This window comes from Cohnella nanjingensis (genome assembly GCF_014212125.1).
GTDB classification, from domain to species: Bacteria; Bacillota; Bacilli; order Paenibacillales; family Paenibacillaceae; genus Cohnella; species Cohnella nanjingensis.
The window spans coordinates 28,173-45,613 of record NZ_JACJVP010000071.1 but is presented as its reverse complement, the minus strand read 5'-3'; the positions used below and the strand labels follow the sequence as shown (position 1 = coordinate 45,613).

General features: G+C 65.3%; 15 protein-coding genes and 1 pseudogene. 15 read left to right on the top strand and 1 reads right to left on the bottom strand.

Features of this window, described 5'->3' with window-relative positions; genetic code table 11:
• Window position 1: 1 nt before the first annotated feature.
• The 11 genes and pseudogenes from H7C19_RS32320 to glpK all read left to right on the top strand — a co-directional run bounded on the left by H7C19_RS32320 (window position 2) and on the right by glpK (window position 12,606).
• Window positions 2-1,042 (top strand): FecCD family ABC transporter permease, encoded by a 1,041-nt coding sequence (locus tag H7C19_RS32320; protein ID WP_185673205.1) that lies wholly within the window; start codon window positions 2-4, stop codon window positions 1,040-1,042.
• A gap of 4 nt (window positions 1,043-1,046) precedes the next feature.
• Window positions 1,047-1,874, top strand: coding sequence for an ABC transporter ATP-binding protein (locus tag H7C19_RS32315; RefSeq protein ID WP_185673204.1), 828 nt, complete (start codon window positions 1,047-1,049; stop codon window positions 1,872-1,874).
• A gap of 104 nt (window positions 1,875-1,978) precedes the next feature.
• The gene (gene cobT / locus H7C19_RS32310; RefSeq protein WP_185673203.1) at window positions 1,979-3,070 is read left to right on the top strand and encodes a nicotinate-nucleotide--dimethylbenzimidazole phosphoribosyltransferase; all 1,092 of its coding nucleotides are present in this window, start codon (window positions 1,979-1,981) and stop codon (window positions 3,068-3,070) included.
• 354 nt (window positions 3,071-3,424) lie between these two features.
• Window positions 3,425-3,994 (top strand): bifunctional adenosylcobinamide kinase/adenosylcobinamide-phosphate guanylyltransferase, encoded by a 570-nt coding sequence (cobU, locus tag H7C19_RS32305; protein WP_185673202.1) that lies wholly within the window; start codon window positions 3,425-3,427, stop codon window positions 3,992-3,994.
• A complete protein-coding gene (gene cbiB, locus H7C19_RS32300; RefSeq protein ID WP_185673201.1) occupies window positions 3,991-4,962 on the top strand; it encodes an adenosylcobinamide-phosphate synthase CbiB in 972 nt (323 codons plus the stop codon). Before cobU ends, cbiB begins: the two co-directional genes overlap by 4 nt.
• Window positions 4,947-5,780 carry an adenosylcobinamide-GDP ribazoletransferase gene (gene cobS, locus H7C19_RS32295; protein ID WP_185673200.1) on the top strand — a complete coding sequence of 278 codons (834 nt, stop codon included), beginning with the start codon at window positions 4,947-4,949 and terminating at the stop codon, window positions 5,778-5,780. Before cbiB ends, cobS begins: the two co-directional genes overlap by 16 nt.
• 504 nt (window positions 5,781-6,284) lie before the next feature.
• Window positions 6,285-8,154 (top strand): annotated as a pseudogene (locus H7C19_RS35840) (cobyric acid synthase); the annotation flags it as partial.
• Window positions 8,155-8,160: 6 nt separating this feature from the next.
• Complete coding sequence (locus H7C19_RS32280; protein WP_221469593.1) at window positions 8,161-9,375, top strand: cobyric acid synthase; 1,215 nt, start codon at window positions 8,161-8,163, stop codon at window positions 9,373-9,375.
• Window positions 9,353-9,925: a cob(I)yrinic acid a,c-diamide adenosyltransferase gene (gene cobO, locus H7C19_RS32275; RefSeq protein ID WP_185673198.1), complete on the top strand. Its 573-nt coding sequence runs from the start codon at window positions 9,353-9,355 to the stop codon at window positions 9,923-9,925. The genes H7C19_RS32280 and cobO overlap by 23 nt, the downstream gene beginning before the upstream one ends.
• A 198-nt stretch (window positions 9,926-10,123) precedes the next feature.
• Window positions 10,124-11,068, top strand: a complete 945-nt coding sequence (locus tag H7C19_RS32270; protein WP_185673224.1) for a metallophosphoesterase family protein — start codon at window positions 10,124-10,126, stop codon at window positions 11,066-11,068.
• Between the two features lie 44 nt (window positions 11,069-11,112).
• Window positions 11,113-12,606, top strand: coding sequence for a glycerol kinase GlpK (gene glpK, locus H7C19_RS32265; RefSeq protein WP_185673197.1), 1,494 nt, complete (start codon window positions 11,113-11,115; stop codon window positions 12,604-12,606).
• A gap of 11 nt (window positions 12,607-12,617) precedes the next feature.
• Here glpK and brfA read toward each other — a convergent pair whose 3' ends face one another.
• On the bottom strand, window positions 12,618-12,833 hold the full coding sequence (gene brfA / locus H7C19_RS32260; RefSeq protein WP_246470165.1) for a ribosome rescue factor BrfA: 216 nt from the start codon (window positions 12,831-12,833) through the stop codon (window positions 12,618-12,620).
• A 272-nt stretch (window positions 12,834-13,105) separates the two neighbouring features.
• Between brfA and H7C19_RS32255 the strand changes: the two genes are divergently transcribed.
• The 4 genes from H7C19_RS32255 to H7C19_RS35395 all read left to right on the top strand — a co-directional run bounded on the left by H7C19_RS32255 (window position 13,106) and on the right by H7C19_RS35395 (window position 17,146).
• Window positions 13,106-13,585, top strand: a complete 480-nt coding sequence (locus H7C19_RS32255; RefSeq protein ID WP_185673196.1) for a DUF1904 family protein — start codon at window positions 13,106-13,108, stop codon at window positions 13,583-13,585.
• Window positions 13,586-13,750: 165 nt separating this feature from the next.
• Window positions 13,751-14,017 carry a DUF1294 domain-containing protein gene (locus H7C19_RS32250; protein WP_185673195.1) on the top strand — a complete coding sequence of 89 codons (267 nt, stop codon included), beginning with the start codon at window positions 13,751-13,753 and terminating at the stop codon, window positions 14,015-14,017.
• 337 nt (window positions 14,018-14,354) lie between these two features.
• Entirely contained in the window at window positions 14,355-17,018 is a 2,664-nt protein-coding gene (locus H7C19_RS32245; protein ID WP_185673194.1) for an Ig-like domain-containing protein, read from the top strand.
• Window positions 17,015-17,146, top strand: coding sequence for a hypothetical protein (locus H7C19_RS35395; RefSeq protein ID WP_281385080.1), 132 nt, complete (start codon window positions 17,015-17,017; stop codon window positions 17,144-17,146). The genes H7C19_RS32245 and H7C19_RS35395 overlap by 4 nt, the downstream gene beginning before the upstream one ends.
• Window positions 17,147-17,441 lie beyond the last annotated feature (295 nt).

Genomic DNA, 17,441 nt, shown 5'->3' with positions numbered 1-17,441 from the left:
CGTGCGACGCAAAGTGCTGATATGGGGGGGAGCGAGCTTCGCGCTCCTGCTCCTGTCCGCCGTCGTCAGTCTGTCCCTGGGCTCGGCGCGCCTCCCGCTCGCCGACGTCTGGGGCATTCTGCTCTCCAGGCTGCCCGGCTTGTCCCATGCGATCCAGCCCCGCTGGCCGGATGCGTCCGAGCAGATCATTCTGAAAATCCGCTTGCCCCGCATCGTGCTCGCCATCCTCGCCGGCGCATGCTTGTCTCTGGCGGGGGCGGGTTTTCAGGGCGTACTGCGCAATCCGCTGGCGGATCCCTACACCCTCGGCGTGGCTTCCGGGTCCGCGGTCGGAGCCGCGTTTCTCATCCTGACCGGCCTCAGCTTCGGCGCCCTGTACGCGCAGTGGACGATCCCGATCGTGGCGTTCGCGACGGGACTGCTCAGTCTGGCGCTCGTCCTGCGGCTGGCGCGGGTGCAGGGCCGCATCCGGATGGAGACGCTGCTGCTCGCGGGCGTCGTGCTGCAAGCATTTCTGGGATCGATGGTATCGTTCATGGTCTCGATGTCGGACAAGGTCATCAACGAGATCGTATTCTGGATGCTGGGCAGCCTCGCGCTGCGGGGATGGTCGTTCTCCGCGGTGCTCGCGCCTTATCTGGCCATCGGTCTCGTCGTGCTCCTCGGTTACGCCCGGTCGCTGAACCTGTTCGCGCTTGGGGAGCGCCAAGCGGCGCACCTGGGCATCCGGGTGGAGAGAACGAAGCTGACGGTGCTCGTCGTGAGCACGTTCATGACGGCGGCGGCCGTGTCCATCGTTGGCATCATCGGCTTCGTCGGCTTGGTCGTGCCGCATCTGGTCCGCCTGCTGGCCGGGCCGGACTACCGGCTGCTGCTGCCGTTGTCGGCGCTGCTCGGCGGCGCGTACATGCTGTGGGCGGACACGCTCGCGCGGACGCTGCTCAGCCCGACGGAGATCCCGATCGGGGTCGTCACGGCCTTCCTCGGGGCGCCGTTCTTCGCCTATCTGCTGCGCAGGAACAAGCATGGAGCGAGGGGGTGAGGCCATGATCGAAGTACAAGGGGTGGAGAAAAACTACGGAAGCGCGAAGGTGCTGTCCGACGTCGGCTTCCAGGTGAACGAGGGTGCGTTCTTCGGCATCCTGGGGCCGAACGGCAGCGGCAAGTCGACGCTGCTGAAGCTGATCTCCGGCATCGAGAAGGCGGATGCCGGCGAAGTCCGGCTCGGCGACGCGGGAGACGGCAGCGGACGCGCGGGACGCCTTGTCGGCGAATACAGCCGGAAGGAGCTGGCCAAGTGGCTCGCCGTCCTGGAGCAAGAGGCGCTGCCGCCGGTAGGCTTCACGGTGCGCGAGGTCGTGGAGATGGGGCGGTTCCCGTTCCAGAACTGGCTCGGCGAAGAGGCGGAAGACGCGGGGCGGCAGATCGATACGATCCTCGCGAAGCTGGGGCTACAATCGCTGGAGGAACGCACGATCGATCAACTAAGCGGCGGGGAAAAGCAGCGCGTCGCCCTCGCCAAGGCGATGGCCCAGCGGCCGAGGCTCTTGCTGCTGGACGAACCGACCACCTATCTGGACATCGGCCGGCAGATTCAACTGATGGACCGTATCCGCGAATGGCAGCGGGAGGCGAAGCTTACGGTCGTGGCCGTGCTTCACGACTTGAATCTGGCGGCGCTCTACTGCGATCGGCTGCTGCTCCTGAACCGGGGGCGCATCGTGGGCGTAGGCTCGCCGCAAGAGATACTGACGGCGGAGCGGATCTCGGAGATCTACGGCATCGAACCGCTCGTCACGCGGCATCCGGCGCTAGGCGTGCCGCAAGTGCTGCTTCAACCGCATGCCGAGGAGAGAGGGAGTGGAGAGCGTTGACAACAGCAGGACAGAAACCGGGTCCGGAAGAAGTTCGGGGCGTTGAACGCCAAGAGGAGGTTCGGAGCGGGGCAGGCGTGCGCCCCGGTGAGAGACATGGAGACATGCTGGGTGCTACGGCGGCGGCGGGCGATACGGAAGCGGGGGAAAAGCTCGACGCGGCGATTCGTTCTATCGGCGCATTGGATGAGGCGGCGATGCGGGAAGCGGCCGCGCGGTTGGACCAGCTGATCAAGCCTCCTGGTAGCTTGGGGCGCCTGGAGGAGCTGGCGATCCGGCTAGCCGGCATTACGGGAACGCCCGTCGCCGAGAGGCCGCTCAGGAAAGCGGTCGTCGTCATGGCTGGCGACCACGGCGTGTGCGACGAAGGCGTCAGCGCCTTCCCGCAGGAGGTGACGCCGCAGATGGTGCTGAACTTCCTGCAAGGCGGCGCGGCGATCAACGTGCTGGCGCGTCAGACGGGGGCCGAAGTCGTCTGCGTCGATATCGGCGTGAAGGGCGATCTCGCCCACGAGCGGCTGCTCTCCCGGCGTGTGCGCGGCGGCACGGCGAACATGGCGCGGGGGGCTGCGATGACCCGCGAAGAAGCGATCCGCGCGTTGGTCGCCGGCATCGAGGTGGCGGAGGAATTGGCCGAGCGAGGCTACGGCTTGTTCGCGACCGGCGAGATGGGGATCGGCAACACGACGCCGAGCGCCGCTCTGCTCGCCGTATGGGGAGGCCTGGAGGCCAAGGAGGTCGTCGGCCGAGGCACGGGGATCGACGACGCCGGACTCGCCCGCAAGCGGGAGGCGGTCGAACGCGCCATTGCGGTCAACCGGCCGGACGAGGCGGACCCGCTGGACGTGCTGAGCAAGCTGGGCGGCCTCGAGATCGCGGGACTGGCCGGCGTCATCATCGGCGCCGCCTCGCGGCGATGCCCCGTCGTCATCGACGGGTTCATCTCGACCGTCGCCGCGCTGGCCGCCTGCAAGCTGGCGCCGGGCGCCGAGCCCTACTTGATCGCGTCCCACCTGTCGGAGGAGCGCGGGCACGGGCTGGCGCTGCGCAAGCTGGGGCTCGCGCCGATGCTGCATCTGGGCATGCGGCTCGGCGAAGGGACGGGCGCGGCCCTGGTCTTTCCGCTGATCGACGCGGCCGGCGGCGTGCTGCGGGAGATGGCGACGTTCGACAGCGCCGGCGTCTCGAAGGGGTAGCGCTGCTGTGCGGCCCCGAGAGGCTTAGGAAGCGGGTAGGGAAGCGGACATGGGAAAGGGCATGGGAGAGGGCTTGGCGGGCATGTAAGCGGGCATGAAGGCGGGCATGTAAGCGGGCATGAAGGCGGATATGGAAACGGGCATGGAAGCGGACTTGAAGGCGGGCATGTAAGCAAGCATGGAAGCGGGCTTGAAGGCGGGTATGGAAACGGGTATGGAAGCGGGCTTGAAGGCGGGTATGAAAACGGGCAGAAAGCGGCGTTCACGACGTACAGCGCGCAAGAGCGGCATAGGAAGCGGGCATGGTAGCGGGGGCGTGCGCGGACAATCGGGAGCGAGAGGGAGCGGGCGGTAATGATCGTGTTGGTGACCGGCGGCGCGCGGAGCGGCAAGAGCGCGTTCGCCGAGAAATATGCGGCCCTGCGTGCGAGAGAGGGCGTGTACGTAGCGACGGCGGAAGCGTTGGACGAAGGCATGTCGCGCAGGATCGCCTTGCATCGGGAGCAGCGGGAGCGGACCGGCTTCGCGTGGCGGACGATCGAGGAGCCTTATGACGTGCCCGGCGTGCTGCTGCGGCATGCCGACGCGCCTGTCGTCCTCGTCGACTGCCTCACCCTGTGGCTGTCGAACTTGCTTCTGCGCGAGGAGGGCGAGACGGATGTCGAAGCCCGAATCGAGGCATCGATCGAGGCGCTGACCGAGACGCTCTCCGGCTTTCAGGGCCGCGTTATCCTGGTGACGAACGAGGTGGGCGACGGCATCGTGCCGGCTTATCCGCTCGGCCGCGTCTACCGGGATCTGGCGGGCATCATGAACCGCAAGGTCGCCGCCGTGAGCGACGAGGTGTTCCTCGTGACGGCCGGCATCCCGGTGGAGCTGAAGCGGCTCGCGTTCGTTTGGCCGGAGGCGGAGGCGCGAGGGTGATTTTCTTTTCCGCAAAAGAGACGCTGCTCGCCGCGGCGCTCGCGATCGCTGTGGACTGGCTGGTCGGGGACCCGAGATGGATTCCGCATCCTGTCGTCTGGATCGGACGGCTCATCTCGCGGCTCGAACGTCTGCTGCTTAGACAAGGTCAGCCAAGGTCCGTCGTTCGCGGCAAAGGCGTCCTCCTGACCGTCGCGGTCACGGGACTGGCGGGACTCTTCTGTTGGGCCGTCTGCGTCTTGGCCGGCTGGATTCACCCTTGGCTGGGTTTTGCCGCGAACGTGTGGTTCATCTCCACTACCTTCGCCGTGCGCGGATTGAGGGAAGCGGCCATGGCCGTCCATCGGCCGCTCCGGCAAGGCGATCTGACGGAAGCCCGGGAGAAGGTCGGCTGGATCGTAGGCAGGGATACGGCGGACTTAAGCGAACCGGAGGTCGCGCGGGCGGCGGTGGAGACGGTGGCGGAAAATACGGTGGACGCCTTCGTCTCGCCATTGCTGTTCGCCGTGCTGGGCGGCGCGCCGCTCGCGATGCTGTACAGGGCCGCCAACACGCTCGATTCGATGGTCGGCTACCGCGATGAACGGTATCGGGACTTCGGCTGGGCCTCCGCGCGCTTCGACGACGTGTTGAATTATATTCCCGCCCGCGTCACGGGCGTGCTGCTGACGGCGACGGCCTGGTTCGTCCGCCCGGCATCGGCGTCGCGGGCATGGCGGGCGATCCGCGCGTTCGCCAAGCTGCATCCGAGCCCGAACAGCGGCATTCCGGAGTCGGCCGTAGCCGGCGCGCTCGGCATACGGCTCGGCGGCACGAATCGCTACGGCGGGATCGTCAGCGAGCGGGCGCGGCTTGGCTGGCCGCTGCGCGCCATCGTCCCGGACGACATCGTGCTGGCGGTTCGCATGCTCTATGGCGTCAGCTATATTCTAGCGGGAGGACTGGTATGCGCATGGGGGGTTGGATAGATTCGCTAGTCGCCGCGCTGCAATTCCTGACGCGCCTGCCGGTGCCGTCTGCGGCGGGCGGCGCGTCGGAGCGGGCGTTTCGCCGCAGCGTCGTCTTGTTCCCGGCGGCGGGGCTCGCCATCGGGCTGCTGACGGCGGCGTTCGGCGCGCTGCTGCGCTGGGGACTGCCGTCTTGGCCGGCGGCCGTCCTGTTGACGGCCGTCTGGATCGGGCTGAGCGGCGCGCTGCACCTGGACGGGCTCATGGACACGGCGGACGGCCTGCTCAGCCATCGTTCGCGCGAGCGGATGCTCGAGATCATGAAGGACAGCCGAGTAGGCGCCATGGGCGTCATGGCCGGCTCGCTGTCCGTGCTGATGCGGGCCGCGCTGCTCGCGTCGCTGCTCCAGGACGGGCGGACGGCGTGGGCGTTGTGCGCGTTGGCGCTCATCCCGGTGTGGAGCCGGGCGTTCCTTCCGGCAGCGATCACAGGCTGGCCGTATGCCCGCGCCGAAGGCAGCGGGCTCGGCGGGCTGTTCCGCGGCGTCGGCGCGCGCCACGCCGTCGCAGCCTTCGCGGTGGCGACGGCCTTGAGCGCCGCCGTGCTCGCCGCGCTGGTCCTACTGGCCAAGGACAGCGCCGGTTTGCCGCTGGGCTGGGCGCAAGCCGCCATCGCATGGTCCATCGCCGCCGCCTTCACCTACGTCGCGGGCAGTCTGACCGCTTCCGCGATCGCCCGCAAGCTGGGCGGTCTGACCGGGGACGTCTACGGCGCGATCAACGAGCTGCTGGAGCTCGGACTGCTGCTGATCATGGTGGCGGTGCTGTATCACTTTTGACGGGGAGAGATCGTCGAAAAAATCGACTATCACGCCTGAGAGAGTGGTATAACGGGGAGCGATAGTCGGAAAAATCGACTATCTCGCCCGAGAGAGTGGCGTAGTGGGACGCGATAGTCGAAAAAATCGACTATCTCGCCTGAGAAAGTGGTGTGGCGGGGAGCGATAGTCGAAAAAATCGACTATCTCACCTGCGAGAGTGGTTTAGCGGGACGCGCTAGTCGAAAAAAACGACTATCTCGCTGGAGAGAGTGGTTTAGCGGGACGCGCTAGTCGAAAAAATCGACTATCTCGCCTGAGACAGAGGCGTGACGGGGAGCGCTAGTCGAAAAAATCGACTATCTCGCCTGAGGGAGTGGTGTGACGGGGAGCGCTAGTCGAAAAAATCGACTATCACGCCTGAGAGAGTGGCGTGACGGGGAGCGATAATCGAAAAAATCGACTATCGCGCTGTAGAGAGTGGTGTGATTAGGGGAGATAGTCGAAAAAGAAGGAGGCGGCGACATGCTGGAGACCTACGGCCACGGCGGAGATTGGATCACGGCGGAGGAGAAATACGGCCGCCCGGCGGACGGGTGGCTCGACTACAGCGCAAACATGAACGCGTGGGGACCGCCGCCCTCGGTGGAGCAGGCGATCGTGCGCGGCTGGCGGGACATCGCCCGTTATCCCGATCCGGCGGTGCGCGGACTGCGCAAGAAGCTGGCCGACGTCTACGGCATTCCGCAGGAGAGCATCCTCGTCGGCAACGGCGCGGCGGAGCTGATCGATCTGGCGGTTCGCGGCCTGCGCCCGACGGAGGCTTGGCTGGCCCAGCCCTCCTTCACGGAGTACGGCGATGCGCTCCGCAAGGGCGGCGTCCCGACCCGCGAGCTGCCGATGCGCGCGGAGAACGGGTTCCTGCTCGAAGAAGCGGACTTGGCTGGACTGCCCCCGCTGGCGGCGGGCGGATGCATCTTCCTCGGGCATCCGAACAATCCGACCGGTCGCCTGCTGCCGCAGGCCGCGATCGCCCGGCTCCGCGCCATGAGCGGCACGCTGCTGCTGGACGAAGCGTTCATGGACTTCGTCCCGAACGAAGCCGAGCACTCTTGCCTGCAGGAGGCCGCGGCGTCGCGGAAGCTCGTCGTCTTCCGGTCGATGACGAAGTTCTATGCGATTCCCGGCATCCGGCTGGGCTTCTTGGTGTCGCATCCTTCCGTGGTTGCATCGCTGGCGGAGCTGCAGCCGCCGTGGAGCGTCAACTTCCTCGCGCAGCGCATCGGCGAAGCCGTCCTGGACGAGCGGGCATACGCAGAGCGGACGCGCGACTGGCTGCAATCCGAACGCCCATGGCTCGTCAGCCAGCTCGGCCAGTTGGGACTTGGGGTCGTACCCGGCGATGTCAACTACCTGCTCGTCTCGCTGCCTGAGGCAAGCGGCCTCGACGTCAAACGCCTGCAGGCGCAGCTCGCGCGTCGGGGCATCCTGATCCGCGACGCCTCGCTGTTCGCGGGCTTGGACGAGCGTTACTTCCGTATCGCCGTCCGGCTGCGCGAGGAGAACGAGCGGCTCTTCCGCGAGCTAGCCGATGTCCTTGGACAGGAGGGAGACAGCCATGACTAACGCGCCTACGATTATGCTCCAGGGCACGGCTTCGGACGTGGGCAAGAGCGTCCTGACCGCCGCGCTCTGCCGCATCCTGAAGCAGGACGGCTACCGGGTCGCTCCTTTCAAGTCGCAGAACATGTCCAACAACTCGTACGTGACGCCGGACGGCAAGGAGATCGGGCGCGCGCAGGGCATGCAGGCCGACGCCTGCGGGATCCCCGCCACGACCGACATGAACCCGATCCTCCTAAAGCCGACCCGGGAGATGTCGGCCCAGGTCGTCGTGCACGGCAAGCCCTACCGGGACTTGGACGCGCGGACGTATCGAGAGACATATCTATCGCAAGCGGCCGTCATCGTTCAAGAGGCGCTGGCGCGATTGCGAGCCGCGCACGAGCTGGTCGTCATCGAAGGGGCGGGCAGCCCCGCGGAGATTAACCTGAAGGACCGGGATATCGTCAATATGCGGCTGGCGGCATGGGCGGAGGCGCCCGTGCTGCTCGTGGCAGACATCGATCGAGGCGGCGTGTTCGCGGCGATCGTCGGTACGCTAGAACTGTTGGAGCCGGACGAACGGGCGCGGATCAAGGGCATCGTCATCAACAAGTTCCGGGGAGACGTGTCGCTGCTGCGGCCGGGATTGGACTGGCTGGAAGCGCGGACGGACATCCCGGTCGTCGGCGTCATTCCGTTTCTGCCGGATCTCGGGCTGGAGGACGAAGATTCCGCCTCGCTGGATGCAAGACGGAAGGGGGAGACCTGGTCTTCGTCTTCCGAACCGGCGGTAGACATGGAGCGCGAGTGTGAGCGTGAGCGGGGCTTGCCCATTACCGGCTCCGTCCCGCCAGCGCCGAATGAACCTCCGCTGGCTGCGGCCCCGCCCGATCCCCGCACCCTCGCCGCGGGCGGAGCCGGGCGCGTCGAGTCCGTGCCCGCGCTCGAACGCGCCGCGCCCATGCTAGCGCCCGATCCCCGCACCCTCGCCGCGGGCGTAGACGGGCGCGCCGAGTCCGTGTCCGCGCTCGAACGCGCAGCGTCCACGCCCCCGCCCGATCCCCGCACCCTCGCCGCGGGCGGAGCCGGGCGCGTCGAGTCCGTGCCCTCGCTCGAACGCGCCGCGCCCACGCCAGCGCCCCAATCCCACGGACGCACCGCCTCCGTGTTCACACCCGCGCCCGAGGCGCTCGGTCGCGGCCTGCCGCTGGACATCGCGGTGCTGCGGTACCCGCGGATCGCCAACTTCACCGATGCCGATCCGCTCGCTTCGGAGCCCGACGTGCGACTCCGCTACGTGACGAACGCGCGGGAATGGGGCGAGCCGGACGCCGTATTGCTGCCGGGCAGCAAGAATACGGCCGAGGACCTCGCCTTCCTCCGCGCCTCCGGCCTGGAGGCGAAGCTGCTGTCCTACGGCGAGCGCGGCGGCCGAATCGTCGGCATCTGCGGCGGCTATCAGATGCTCGGCCGGCGGCTGCTCGACCCCGACGGCGTCGAATCGGCGGTGCGCGAGACGACGGGCTTGGGCCTGCTGCCGACCGAGACGACGTTCGCGGCCGACAAGCGTACGGAACGCGTGGCGGGCTCGGCGGTCGGCGGCTTCCTCGGCAGCGGCGCCGAATGGCCGTTGGCCGGCTACGAGATCCATATGGGCCGGACGACCGTCGGCGCTGACCGTGCCGCGCAGCCGTTCCGGCTGCGGCTTGAGCGCGAACCGGAGGGCGCTGCCGAGTCGCATTCGGACGGCGCCATGTCGGCGGACGGCCGGGTATGGGGCACGTATGTGCACGATATTTTCCGCAACGACGGCTTGCGGCGCGCCTGGCTCGACGACATCCGCGGAGACAAGGGTCTTCCGCCGTCGGACGCCGTTCAATCGTTCGCCGAGCGCAGGGAGCGAGCGTTCGACCGGCTGGCGGACCATGCAAGGCGGCATCTGGATATGGCGCGCATCTATCGAATCATCCACAAGGAGGCAGTGAGCGATGACGAACGAGACAGCGATTGAGAAGGACAAACCGAGCAAGGAGCGCGGTCTCGTCTTGGTCTATACCGGCGACGGCAAGGGCAAGACGACCGCGGCGATGGGACTCGCGCTCAGGGCGACGGGACGCGGACAGAAGGTGCTCGTCATCCAATTCATCAAGTCCCCTCAGCGGACCTACGGGGAGCAGCTGGCGCTAGAGAAACTCGGGGTCGAGATCGTCCAGACGGGCATCGGCTTCACCTGGCTGAAGACGCCCGAGGAGCACCGCGCGTCGCTGGAGAAGGCCTGGGCGTTCGCGAAGGAGCGAATCCTGAACGGACGGGAGGATATCGTCATCCTGGACGAGATCAACAATGCGCTGGCCATCGACCGCTTTCCCGTCGACGACGTCCTGCCGCTCGCCGAGGTGCTGGAGGTCATCCGCAACCGGCCGCAGGGGATGCACCTCCTCCTGACGGGGCGGGACGCGCATCCCGAAGTCGTCGCCGCCGCGGATCTCGTGACGGAGATGCAACCGGTGAAGCACTACTACGAGGAAGGCGTCAAGGCGGTCTTGGGGATCGAGAAGTAAGTCGGAAGACGCGGGTGCCGAAGCTGCGGAACCTCAACCGCGGCTGCCCATAGCAAGCGAAAAGAGAGGCGATCAGCCGTCAAGGCCCGGGAGGGTTATGGGTGGCTGATTTTGTCGTTTTTCTCCAGAAAAAGAGTAGTCTGCGGCCCGGCCCGGCGCTATGATAGGGAGTGACGAATGAGGAGAGAGGAGACGGGCATGGAGACGAAGCTGCGCTACCGAGAGGACGGCACGTTCAAGATCGTGCAATTCACGGATCTCCATTGGCAGAACGGCGAGAAAGAGGACCGTCGGACGCGGGCGCTGATCGAGCGGGTCATGGCGGCGGAGAAGCCGGATCTCGTCGTGTTCACCGGGGATCTCATCTATAGCTTGGACTGCCGCGACCCGAAGCAGTCGCTGCGGGACGCGGTCGCTCCGGCGGAGCGGACGGGCACGCCGTGGGCGGCGGTATTCGGCAACCACGACAGCGAGGGCGGGGCGACGCGCGCGGAACTGATGGAGGTGCTGACGTCGCAGCGCCACTGTCTCGCATCGGCCGGACCGGTCGGCGTGCATGGCGTAGGCAACTATGCGTTGACCGTCGCGGACCGGCAGGGCGCGGCGAGTTCCGCGCTCTATTTCCTGGACAGCGGGAGCTATTCGGAAGACCCCCAGGTGTCCGGCTACGACTGGATACGTCCGAGCCAGATCGAATGGTACCGCATGCAATCGCAACGGCTCGCCAAGGCGTCTGCGGGAGCGCCTCTGCCGGCGCTCGCCTTTTTCCATATTCCGCTGCCCGAATACGCGGACGTTTGGCGGACCGAGACCTGCTTCGGGCACCGCTACGAGGGCATCGCATGCCCGAAGTTCAACTCCGGCCTGTTCGCCGCGATGAAGGAGCGGGGCGACGTGATGGGCACCTTCTGCGGGCATGATCATATCAACGACTTCGAGGGGACGCTCGGAGGCATCCGGCTCTGTTACGGACGAGCGTCCGGCTATCATACGTACGGTAGATGGCTGTTCGCGCGGGGCGCGCGCGTCATCCGGCTGCGCGAGGGAGCGCGCACGTTCGAGACGTGGCTCCGGCTGGCGAACGGACTCGCGATCCGCCATCCGCGGCCGCACAAGCCTAGATTCGCCCGGCAAGGGAATTGAACAAACCACCGATGCCAGAAGCGACAATCGAGGAGGAGAGCGGGTTGGAGACCTATATCATGGCGCTGGATCAAGGCACGACGAGCACGCGCGCGATGCTGTTCGATCGGACGGGGCGGGTCGTGCACGCGGCGCAGCAGGAATTCCGTCAGTATTTTCCGAAGCCGGGCTGGGTCGAGCACAATGCCAACGAGATCTGGGCTTCCGTGCTGGCGGTCATCGCGACCGTCTTGTCGGAATCGAACGTGCAGCCGGAGCAGATCGCGGGGATCGGCATTACGAATCAGCGGGAGACGGCGGTCGTCTGGGACCGGGAGACAGGCATGCCCGTCTATCAGGCGATCGTCTGGCAATCGCGCCAGACGGCGGACATCTGCGAGCAGTTGAAGCAGGCGGGACACGAGCCGGCGTTCAGAAGCAAAACGGGCCTGCTGATCGACCCGTACTTCTCGGGGACGAAGGTCAAGTGGATCCTCGATCAGGTCGAGGGCGCCCGGGAGAAAGCCGAGCAGGGCAAACTGCTGTTCGGCACGATCGATACTTGGCTGGTCTGGCGGCTGACAGGGCGCCGGGCGCACGTGACGGATTATTCGAACGCTTCGCGGACGTTGATGTACGACATCCACGAATTGAAGTGGGATACGGAGCTGCTGGATATTCTCTCCGTTCCGTCCTCGATGCTGCCCGAAGTCCGGTCGTCCTCGGAGGTGTATGGCCGCACGGACAAGCGCCATTTCTTCGGCCGCGAGATTCCGATCGCCGGCATCGCGGGCGACCAGCAGGCCGCGCTGTTCGGGCAAGCCTGCTTCGATCCGGGCATGGCGAAGAACACCTACGGCACAGGCTGCTTCATGCTTCTGAACACGGGAGCGCAGGCGGTAGCATCGGCGCACGGTTTGTTGACCACGATCGCGTGGGGCGTCGAGGGGAAAGTCGCCTACGCGCTAGAAGGCAGCATCTTCGTCGCCGGCTCGGCTATTCAATGGCTTCGCGACGGGCTGCGGATGTTCGGGGACGCGAAGGAGAGCGAGAAGTACGCGGAGCGCGTCGCCTCGACCGAAGGCGTCTACGTCGTGCCCGCCTTTGTCGGCTTGGGGACCCCCTATTGGGACAGCGACGTGCGCGGCGCGGTATTCGGACTGACCCGCGGCACGACGAAGGAACACTTCGTGCGGGCGACGCTCGAATCGCTCGCCTACCAGACCAAGGACGTGCTGGGCGCGATGGAGACCGATTCGGGGATTACGCTAAAGACGCTGCGGGTAGACGGAGGCGCGGTCCGGAACGACCTGCTCATGCAATTCCAGAGCGACATGCTGGACGTACCGGTGGAGCGGCCTGCAGTGAACGAGACGACGGCTCTTGGCGCGGCCTATCTGGCCGGCCTGGCGGTAGGCTATTGGGAGAGCCGGGAGGAGATCGCGGAGCTGTGGCGGAAAGGGGCCGTCTTCGCGCCGGCGATGGCGGAGGAAGAGCGGAATCGGCTGTACGCGGGTTGGCAGACGGCGGTGAATGCAGCGATGGCGTTCAAGCCTTAGTCGGCCCAAGTCTATGCGCAGAAGCCCGCGGCATGGGGCGGACACAAATAAACAGCGCCCTCGCTTGTGCCCTTGGAGCGGCATTGCGAGCGGCGCTGTTCGGCTTTCCGATTCGGTACGACCTGCGTGATCGGTTTGCGGTGCCATTCCCCCCGTCCGATCTCCGGGTTCAACTTCCCTTCCCGCTCGGCTCTGCGGCGGGCTTTCTTCGCATTCGACATTCCCATGAGGGAACACCTCCTTTGGTTTCTTCCCTAATCTTAACGCATTCGCCAGCCTTCTGGCAATCGTCGGTTGTGCCTGGGGCGCACAACGGCGCGTTCGTCATACGGAATTTATTCGTTTGAAGCCTATCCATTTCTGTATGACCGTCGATAAAAAGGCGTTGCCCTCTTCCAAGAAGACGGCAATGCCGTTTTTACTTGGGTTTTGCGCGGCGGCGCGTTTGCGTTCATAATGAGAGTAACGATAACTTGCACAAGCGAAGGAGAGCATAACGATGCCGCATTTGTTGTTCCGAGGCGTATTGCCGGAGCAAGTGAGGGCCATCAGCGGCCCGCTGGCGGACGAGCTGGCTGCGATCTGCGGCTGCCCCGCGGACGATATGATGCTCGAGTGCCAGCATACGACGTCGTTGGCCCGAGGGGAGATCGTCCCGTCCTATCCGTTCGTCGAGGTGGCTTGGTTCGAACGCGGACCGGAGACAAGGGCCCGATTCGCGCAGACGGTAGACCGTCACGTGCGCGGGCTAGGGATCCCGGAGCTGGAGGTCGCCTTCCGGACGTATCGTCCGGCGGCTTACTATGCGAACGGGGAAGCGTTCGGGGAGGACCCGGCGGAGACCGAGCTCGCCGCGCTGCGTGCGGAGAACGGCAAGCTGAAGGAAGACTTGCAGCGCGCCCGCAGAGCGGCTGCGACTGCCGCGAATGGCGCCGCTTCGGCCATGTCGAGCCGGCTGCGGGACGCTTTGCGGGAGTAGGCCGACAGCCGGGAGGAAAACCGGGTTCTGGAAAGTGCCGACCGTTGGCAGAAGACCGACGAACAAGAGGAAGACCGACGGTCGGGAAGGAGACCGGCCATCCGTCGCGTACGACGATCGGGCGGATCGACCGTCGGGAGAAAGCGCCCTGGGGAGGGGAATGAAGTGCTGTACCTGTTCTACTATCTCGTCGCGATCAACGTAATTGCCTTCTTCATGATGGGTTACGATAAGACCCAAGCGATGCACAAGGAGCGGCGGGTGCCGGAGAAGCGGCTCTTCGGCGTGGCTGCGATCGGCGGCGCGTTCGGCATGCTGATGGGCATGCGCGTCTTCCGGCACAAGACGAAGCACCGCTCGTTCACGGCGGGCGTGCCCGCCCTGCTGGCCGTGAACGTGATCCTCGTGCTGGTCTATTGGGGCAACAGCTGAATGCGCCAGCCGGCATAGGATGAAGGAGGAGCCGAACAGGCCGAACAGGCCCTGTTCGGCTTCTTTTTTATATTTATTTTGCGCGCGCCGCTCGACAGCGATCGCTGCTCGTCTCCATCGTTCGCCCCGATTCCCGGCCGCCGGGTTTCGGTTTCGCCGCGCATGCCTGTCGCTTCTTCCGCCATCTCCCCGAAAAAAACATAAGGAGGGCCGAGCCCCTGCCCGTCCGGGACCGAAACCTTGCGCGGCCATCTTGCGTCATAGTTAACACCGAAGGGGAACGACCCGGCGGTTTAACGAAGAACCATCACCATGGCACCCAAGGAGGAACGACGGGATGAATAGGCTTCGCAGAGTGCTGCTGGCGCTGCTGATCGTGGCGCTGGCCTTGCCGGTCTTTACGGCCTCGGCCGAGAACCTCTCCGCCGAACAGAAATTCGAGGTGCTGCGCGACAAAGGCATCTTCACGGGCTTCGACGACGGGAGCGCGCGTCTGCAGGAGGCGATGTCGCGGGAACAGTTCGCCGCCGTGCTGTTCAGGCTGTGGCAGCTGAAGGAGGAGCGTCCGGCCAAGGCGAGCTTCTATGACGTGCTGAAGACGCGCTGGTCCTACGAAGAGATCGAAGCCGTGCGCAAGGCAGGGCTCATGCAAGGCGTGGGCGGCGGCAAGTTCGCGCCGCAGACGGCCGTTACCGTGGAGCAGCTCGCCGCGATCCTCGTGCGGGCCTACGGCTACAATGACGCCAGCTCGACCCGCGTGCAGGGCAAAGTATCCGCATGGGCGCGCGGAGCGGTCGCGATCGCGCTCGATCGGCAGATCATCAGCGTCAGAGACAACTATACGGTGAATGCGACGCGCGCCTTGCTCGTCGAGGCCGCTTATGCCGTCTATCAGCAGATGAACTTCGAGAAGATCTCCGTCAAGTCGGTTCAGCCGACCTCGAACAATGTCATTCAGGTCGTCCTGAACCAGGCGATCAAGTCCGCCGATCCGGTGCGCTTCTCCGTGAAGGACGATCAAGGGCGCGCCGTCGTCATCCGCCAGGTCAGCCTGAGCACGGACGGCAAGACGATCTGGGTCACGACCGATCGCCAGAACGCCTACGTCTCCCACAAGCTGTATATCGACGGCGACAGCTGGCGGTATTCCGCGCTGCCGGAAGATTCGACGAAGCCGCAGCTGGTCTCGTTCTCGGCGCTTCCGAACCGCGTGCTTCAGTTGGTCTTCTCGGAGCCGGTCGAATCGGGTTCGGCGACGGACGCCCGCCATTACGGCTTCATCGGGGATGGGCTGCAGCTGTCGAACATCAAGCTGTCGGAGGACCGCAAGACGGTCACGATGACGACGTCGAGGCAGCGGGACGGCTATACGTACCGCTTCGTCGTGCAGGAGGTGCGGGACCTGGCCGGGAATACGATGGATACCCGGAACGACTTGTACTTCAACGGCGTCGACGACAACGTCAAGCCGACGGTGCAGTCCGTCACGGGGGTCAACCCTTCCGCCATCCGGATCGTTTTCAGCGAGAAGGTGAACGTGCAACAAGCGACGGACATTCGCAACTACAGCTTGAACAACGGGCTGTACGTGCAGCGCGCCGCTATCGATAACGACGGGCGGACCGTGACGCTGTGGACGAACGAGCAGCGCGACGGACAGAACTACAAGATCACGATCCGGGATATCGCGGATCTGGCGGGCAACGTCATGAACACGCGCAGCAATATCGACTTCACCGGGATGAACGATCAGACGAAGCCGACCGTCAAATCCGTGAAGGGGAACGGAGACGGGACGGTGTCGGTGGTGTTCAGCGAAAAAGTCAATCCGCAAGAAGCGGCCAATACCGGCAATTACAGCGTGGACCACGGACTGGGCATTACGCGCGCCGTCCTCGCTTCGGATGGACTCACGGTCACGCTGACCACGACGAAGCAGCAGGATGCGACGCTGTACAATCTGACCGTCTCGGGCATCTCCGATCTGGCGGGCAATCGGATGGACCGGCAGACGGACCTGCTGTTCGGAGGCGTGGTGGACCGTACGCCGCCGACCGTCGCCAAAGTCACGGCGTCGACGAATCAGGTCGTGCTCGCCTTCAGCGAGCGGCTCGACCGCGATTCCGCCAGCGATGCGAGAAACTATCAGTTCGACGGCGGCCTCGGCTTGCCGATCGCCGTCAGCTATGACGACGGGAACCGGACCGTCACGCTGACCACCGGCACGCAAGTCTCGGGCAATGCTTACTCGCTTACGATCAACAACGTCAAAGATCTGAGCGGCCTCGCGATCGCCGCGAACACCCGCGTCTCCTTCTCCGGCAACGGCGAAGGGCCGGGCAGCGGCATCGCGCTCCAGTCGCTGACGGTCGTCGATCAGAATACCGTCCTCGTCGCGTTCAGCCGGCGCCTGTTCGACGACGATGTCGCCGACCTCGATCTGCGCGTCGTGTCGGAAGACGGCCGGAGCGTCTCGAACGGCGACTGGCGCGCCTTCGTTCAGCGCAAGCCGGGCGCAGACAACGCGGTGACCGTGCAGTACCGCACCGCTTCGAACGCCAATCCGTCCCTGTTCCAGGCGGGGCACGTGTACGAAGGCCGCGCAACCGGCATCCGGGGCTTGAACACGGCGAACGACGCGAACCGCAAGCCGTTCGCGGGCACGGAGAACGCGAACCCCGTTCCGTTCGCGACCCAGGCCGCCGCGCAGAACCGCAAAGCGGTGAAGATTACCTTCAGCGAGCCGGTCCGCGGCATCTCCGCATCGGCCTTCCGCATCCTCCGGGACGACGGCTCCGCCGTCGATATCGCGAGCGAATCCGTTCAGGATTCGCGGAAGGTCGTGACCGAAGTGACGCTGAACCTGAAGGAGGAGCTGAAGGGCGATCAGACCTACCGCGTTCAGTTCCGGGATAGCGTCACCGACGCGGCCGGGTGGAACAAGATTAAGACCGAGGAAGACTCCAAGCCCTATACGCTGACGTTCCGCGGCGTCGATTGAACGGCGGCAGTGTTAGCGAAGAAGGCGAGGCTGGCAAGACTGGCAAGGCAAGCAAGGAAAGCAAGGAAAGCAAGGAAAGCAAGGCAGTCAAGGCTGGCAAGGCAGGCAAGGCAGGCAAGGCAGGCTAAGATGGCGAGACTAGCGAGACTGGCGAGACCGACAATGCCGGCTAGGCTGACTATGCCAGGATGACGATGCTAGGATGAAGGATGAGCCAAGGGAGATTGAATAGTTGCAGCTAGAATAACAGGGAGAAGCAGAAGTCGTTCTGCTTCTCTTTGTTTTTGAGGCGAAACTAATCAGGATGGCGGAAGCCTGGGTGCGCTGGGGGAGATATCGACTAACGCGGGTCGATTGGGGCGGTGTGCAGGGAGATAGTCGATTTTATCGACTAACTCGGGTGGATTGGGGTAGGCGTACCGG

Excerpts from the sequence above, each read along its gene's own strand:
- H7C19_RS32280 (WP_221469593.1), top strand. The coding sequence starts at position 8,161 with ATGGAGCGCGAGTGTGAGCGTGAGCGGGGCTTGCCCATTACCGGCTCC.
- H7C19_RS32270 (WP_185673224.1), top strand. The coding sequence starts at position 10,124 with ATGGAGACGAAGCTGCGCTACCGAGAGGACGGCACGTTCAAGATCGTG.
- H7C19_RS32245 (WP_185673194.1), top strand. The coding sequence starts at position 14,355 with ATGAATAGGCTTCGCAGAGTGCTGCTGGCGCTGCTGATCGTGGCGCTG.
- cobO (WP_185673198.1), top strand. The coding sequence starts at position 9,353 with ATGACGAACGAGACAGCGATTGAGAAGGACAAACCGAGCAAGGAGCGC.
- H7C19_RS32315 (WP_185673204.1), top strand. The coding sequence starts at position 1,047 with ATGATCGAAGTACAAGGGGTGGAGAAAAACTACGGAAGCGCGAAGGTG.
- H7C19_RS32255 (WP_185673196.1), top strand. The coding sequence starts at position 13,106 with ATGCCGCATTTGTTGTTCCGAGGCGTATTGCCGGAGCAAGTGAGGGCC.
- cobU (WP_185673202.1), top strand. The coding sequence starts at position 3,425 with ATGATCGTGTTGGTGACCGGCGGCGCGCGGAGCGGCAAGAGCGCGTTC.
- brfA (WP_246470165.1), bottom strand. The coding sequence starts at position 12,833 with ATGGGAATGTCGAATGCGAAGAAAGCCCGCCGCAGAGCCGAGCGGGAA.
- cobS (WP_185673200.1), top strand. The coding sequence starts at position 4,947 with ATGGGGGGTTGGATAGATTCGCTAGTCGCCGCGCTGCAATTCCTGACG.
- cobT (WP_185673203.1), top strand. The coding sequence starts at position 1,979 with ATGCTGGGTGCTACGGCGGCGGCGGGCGATACGGAAGCGGGGGAAAAG.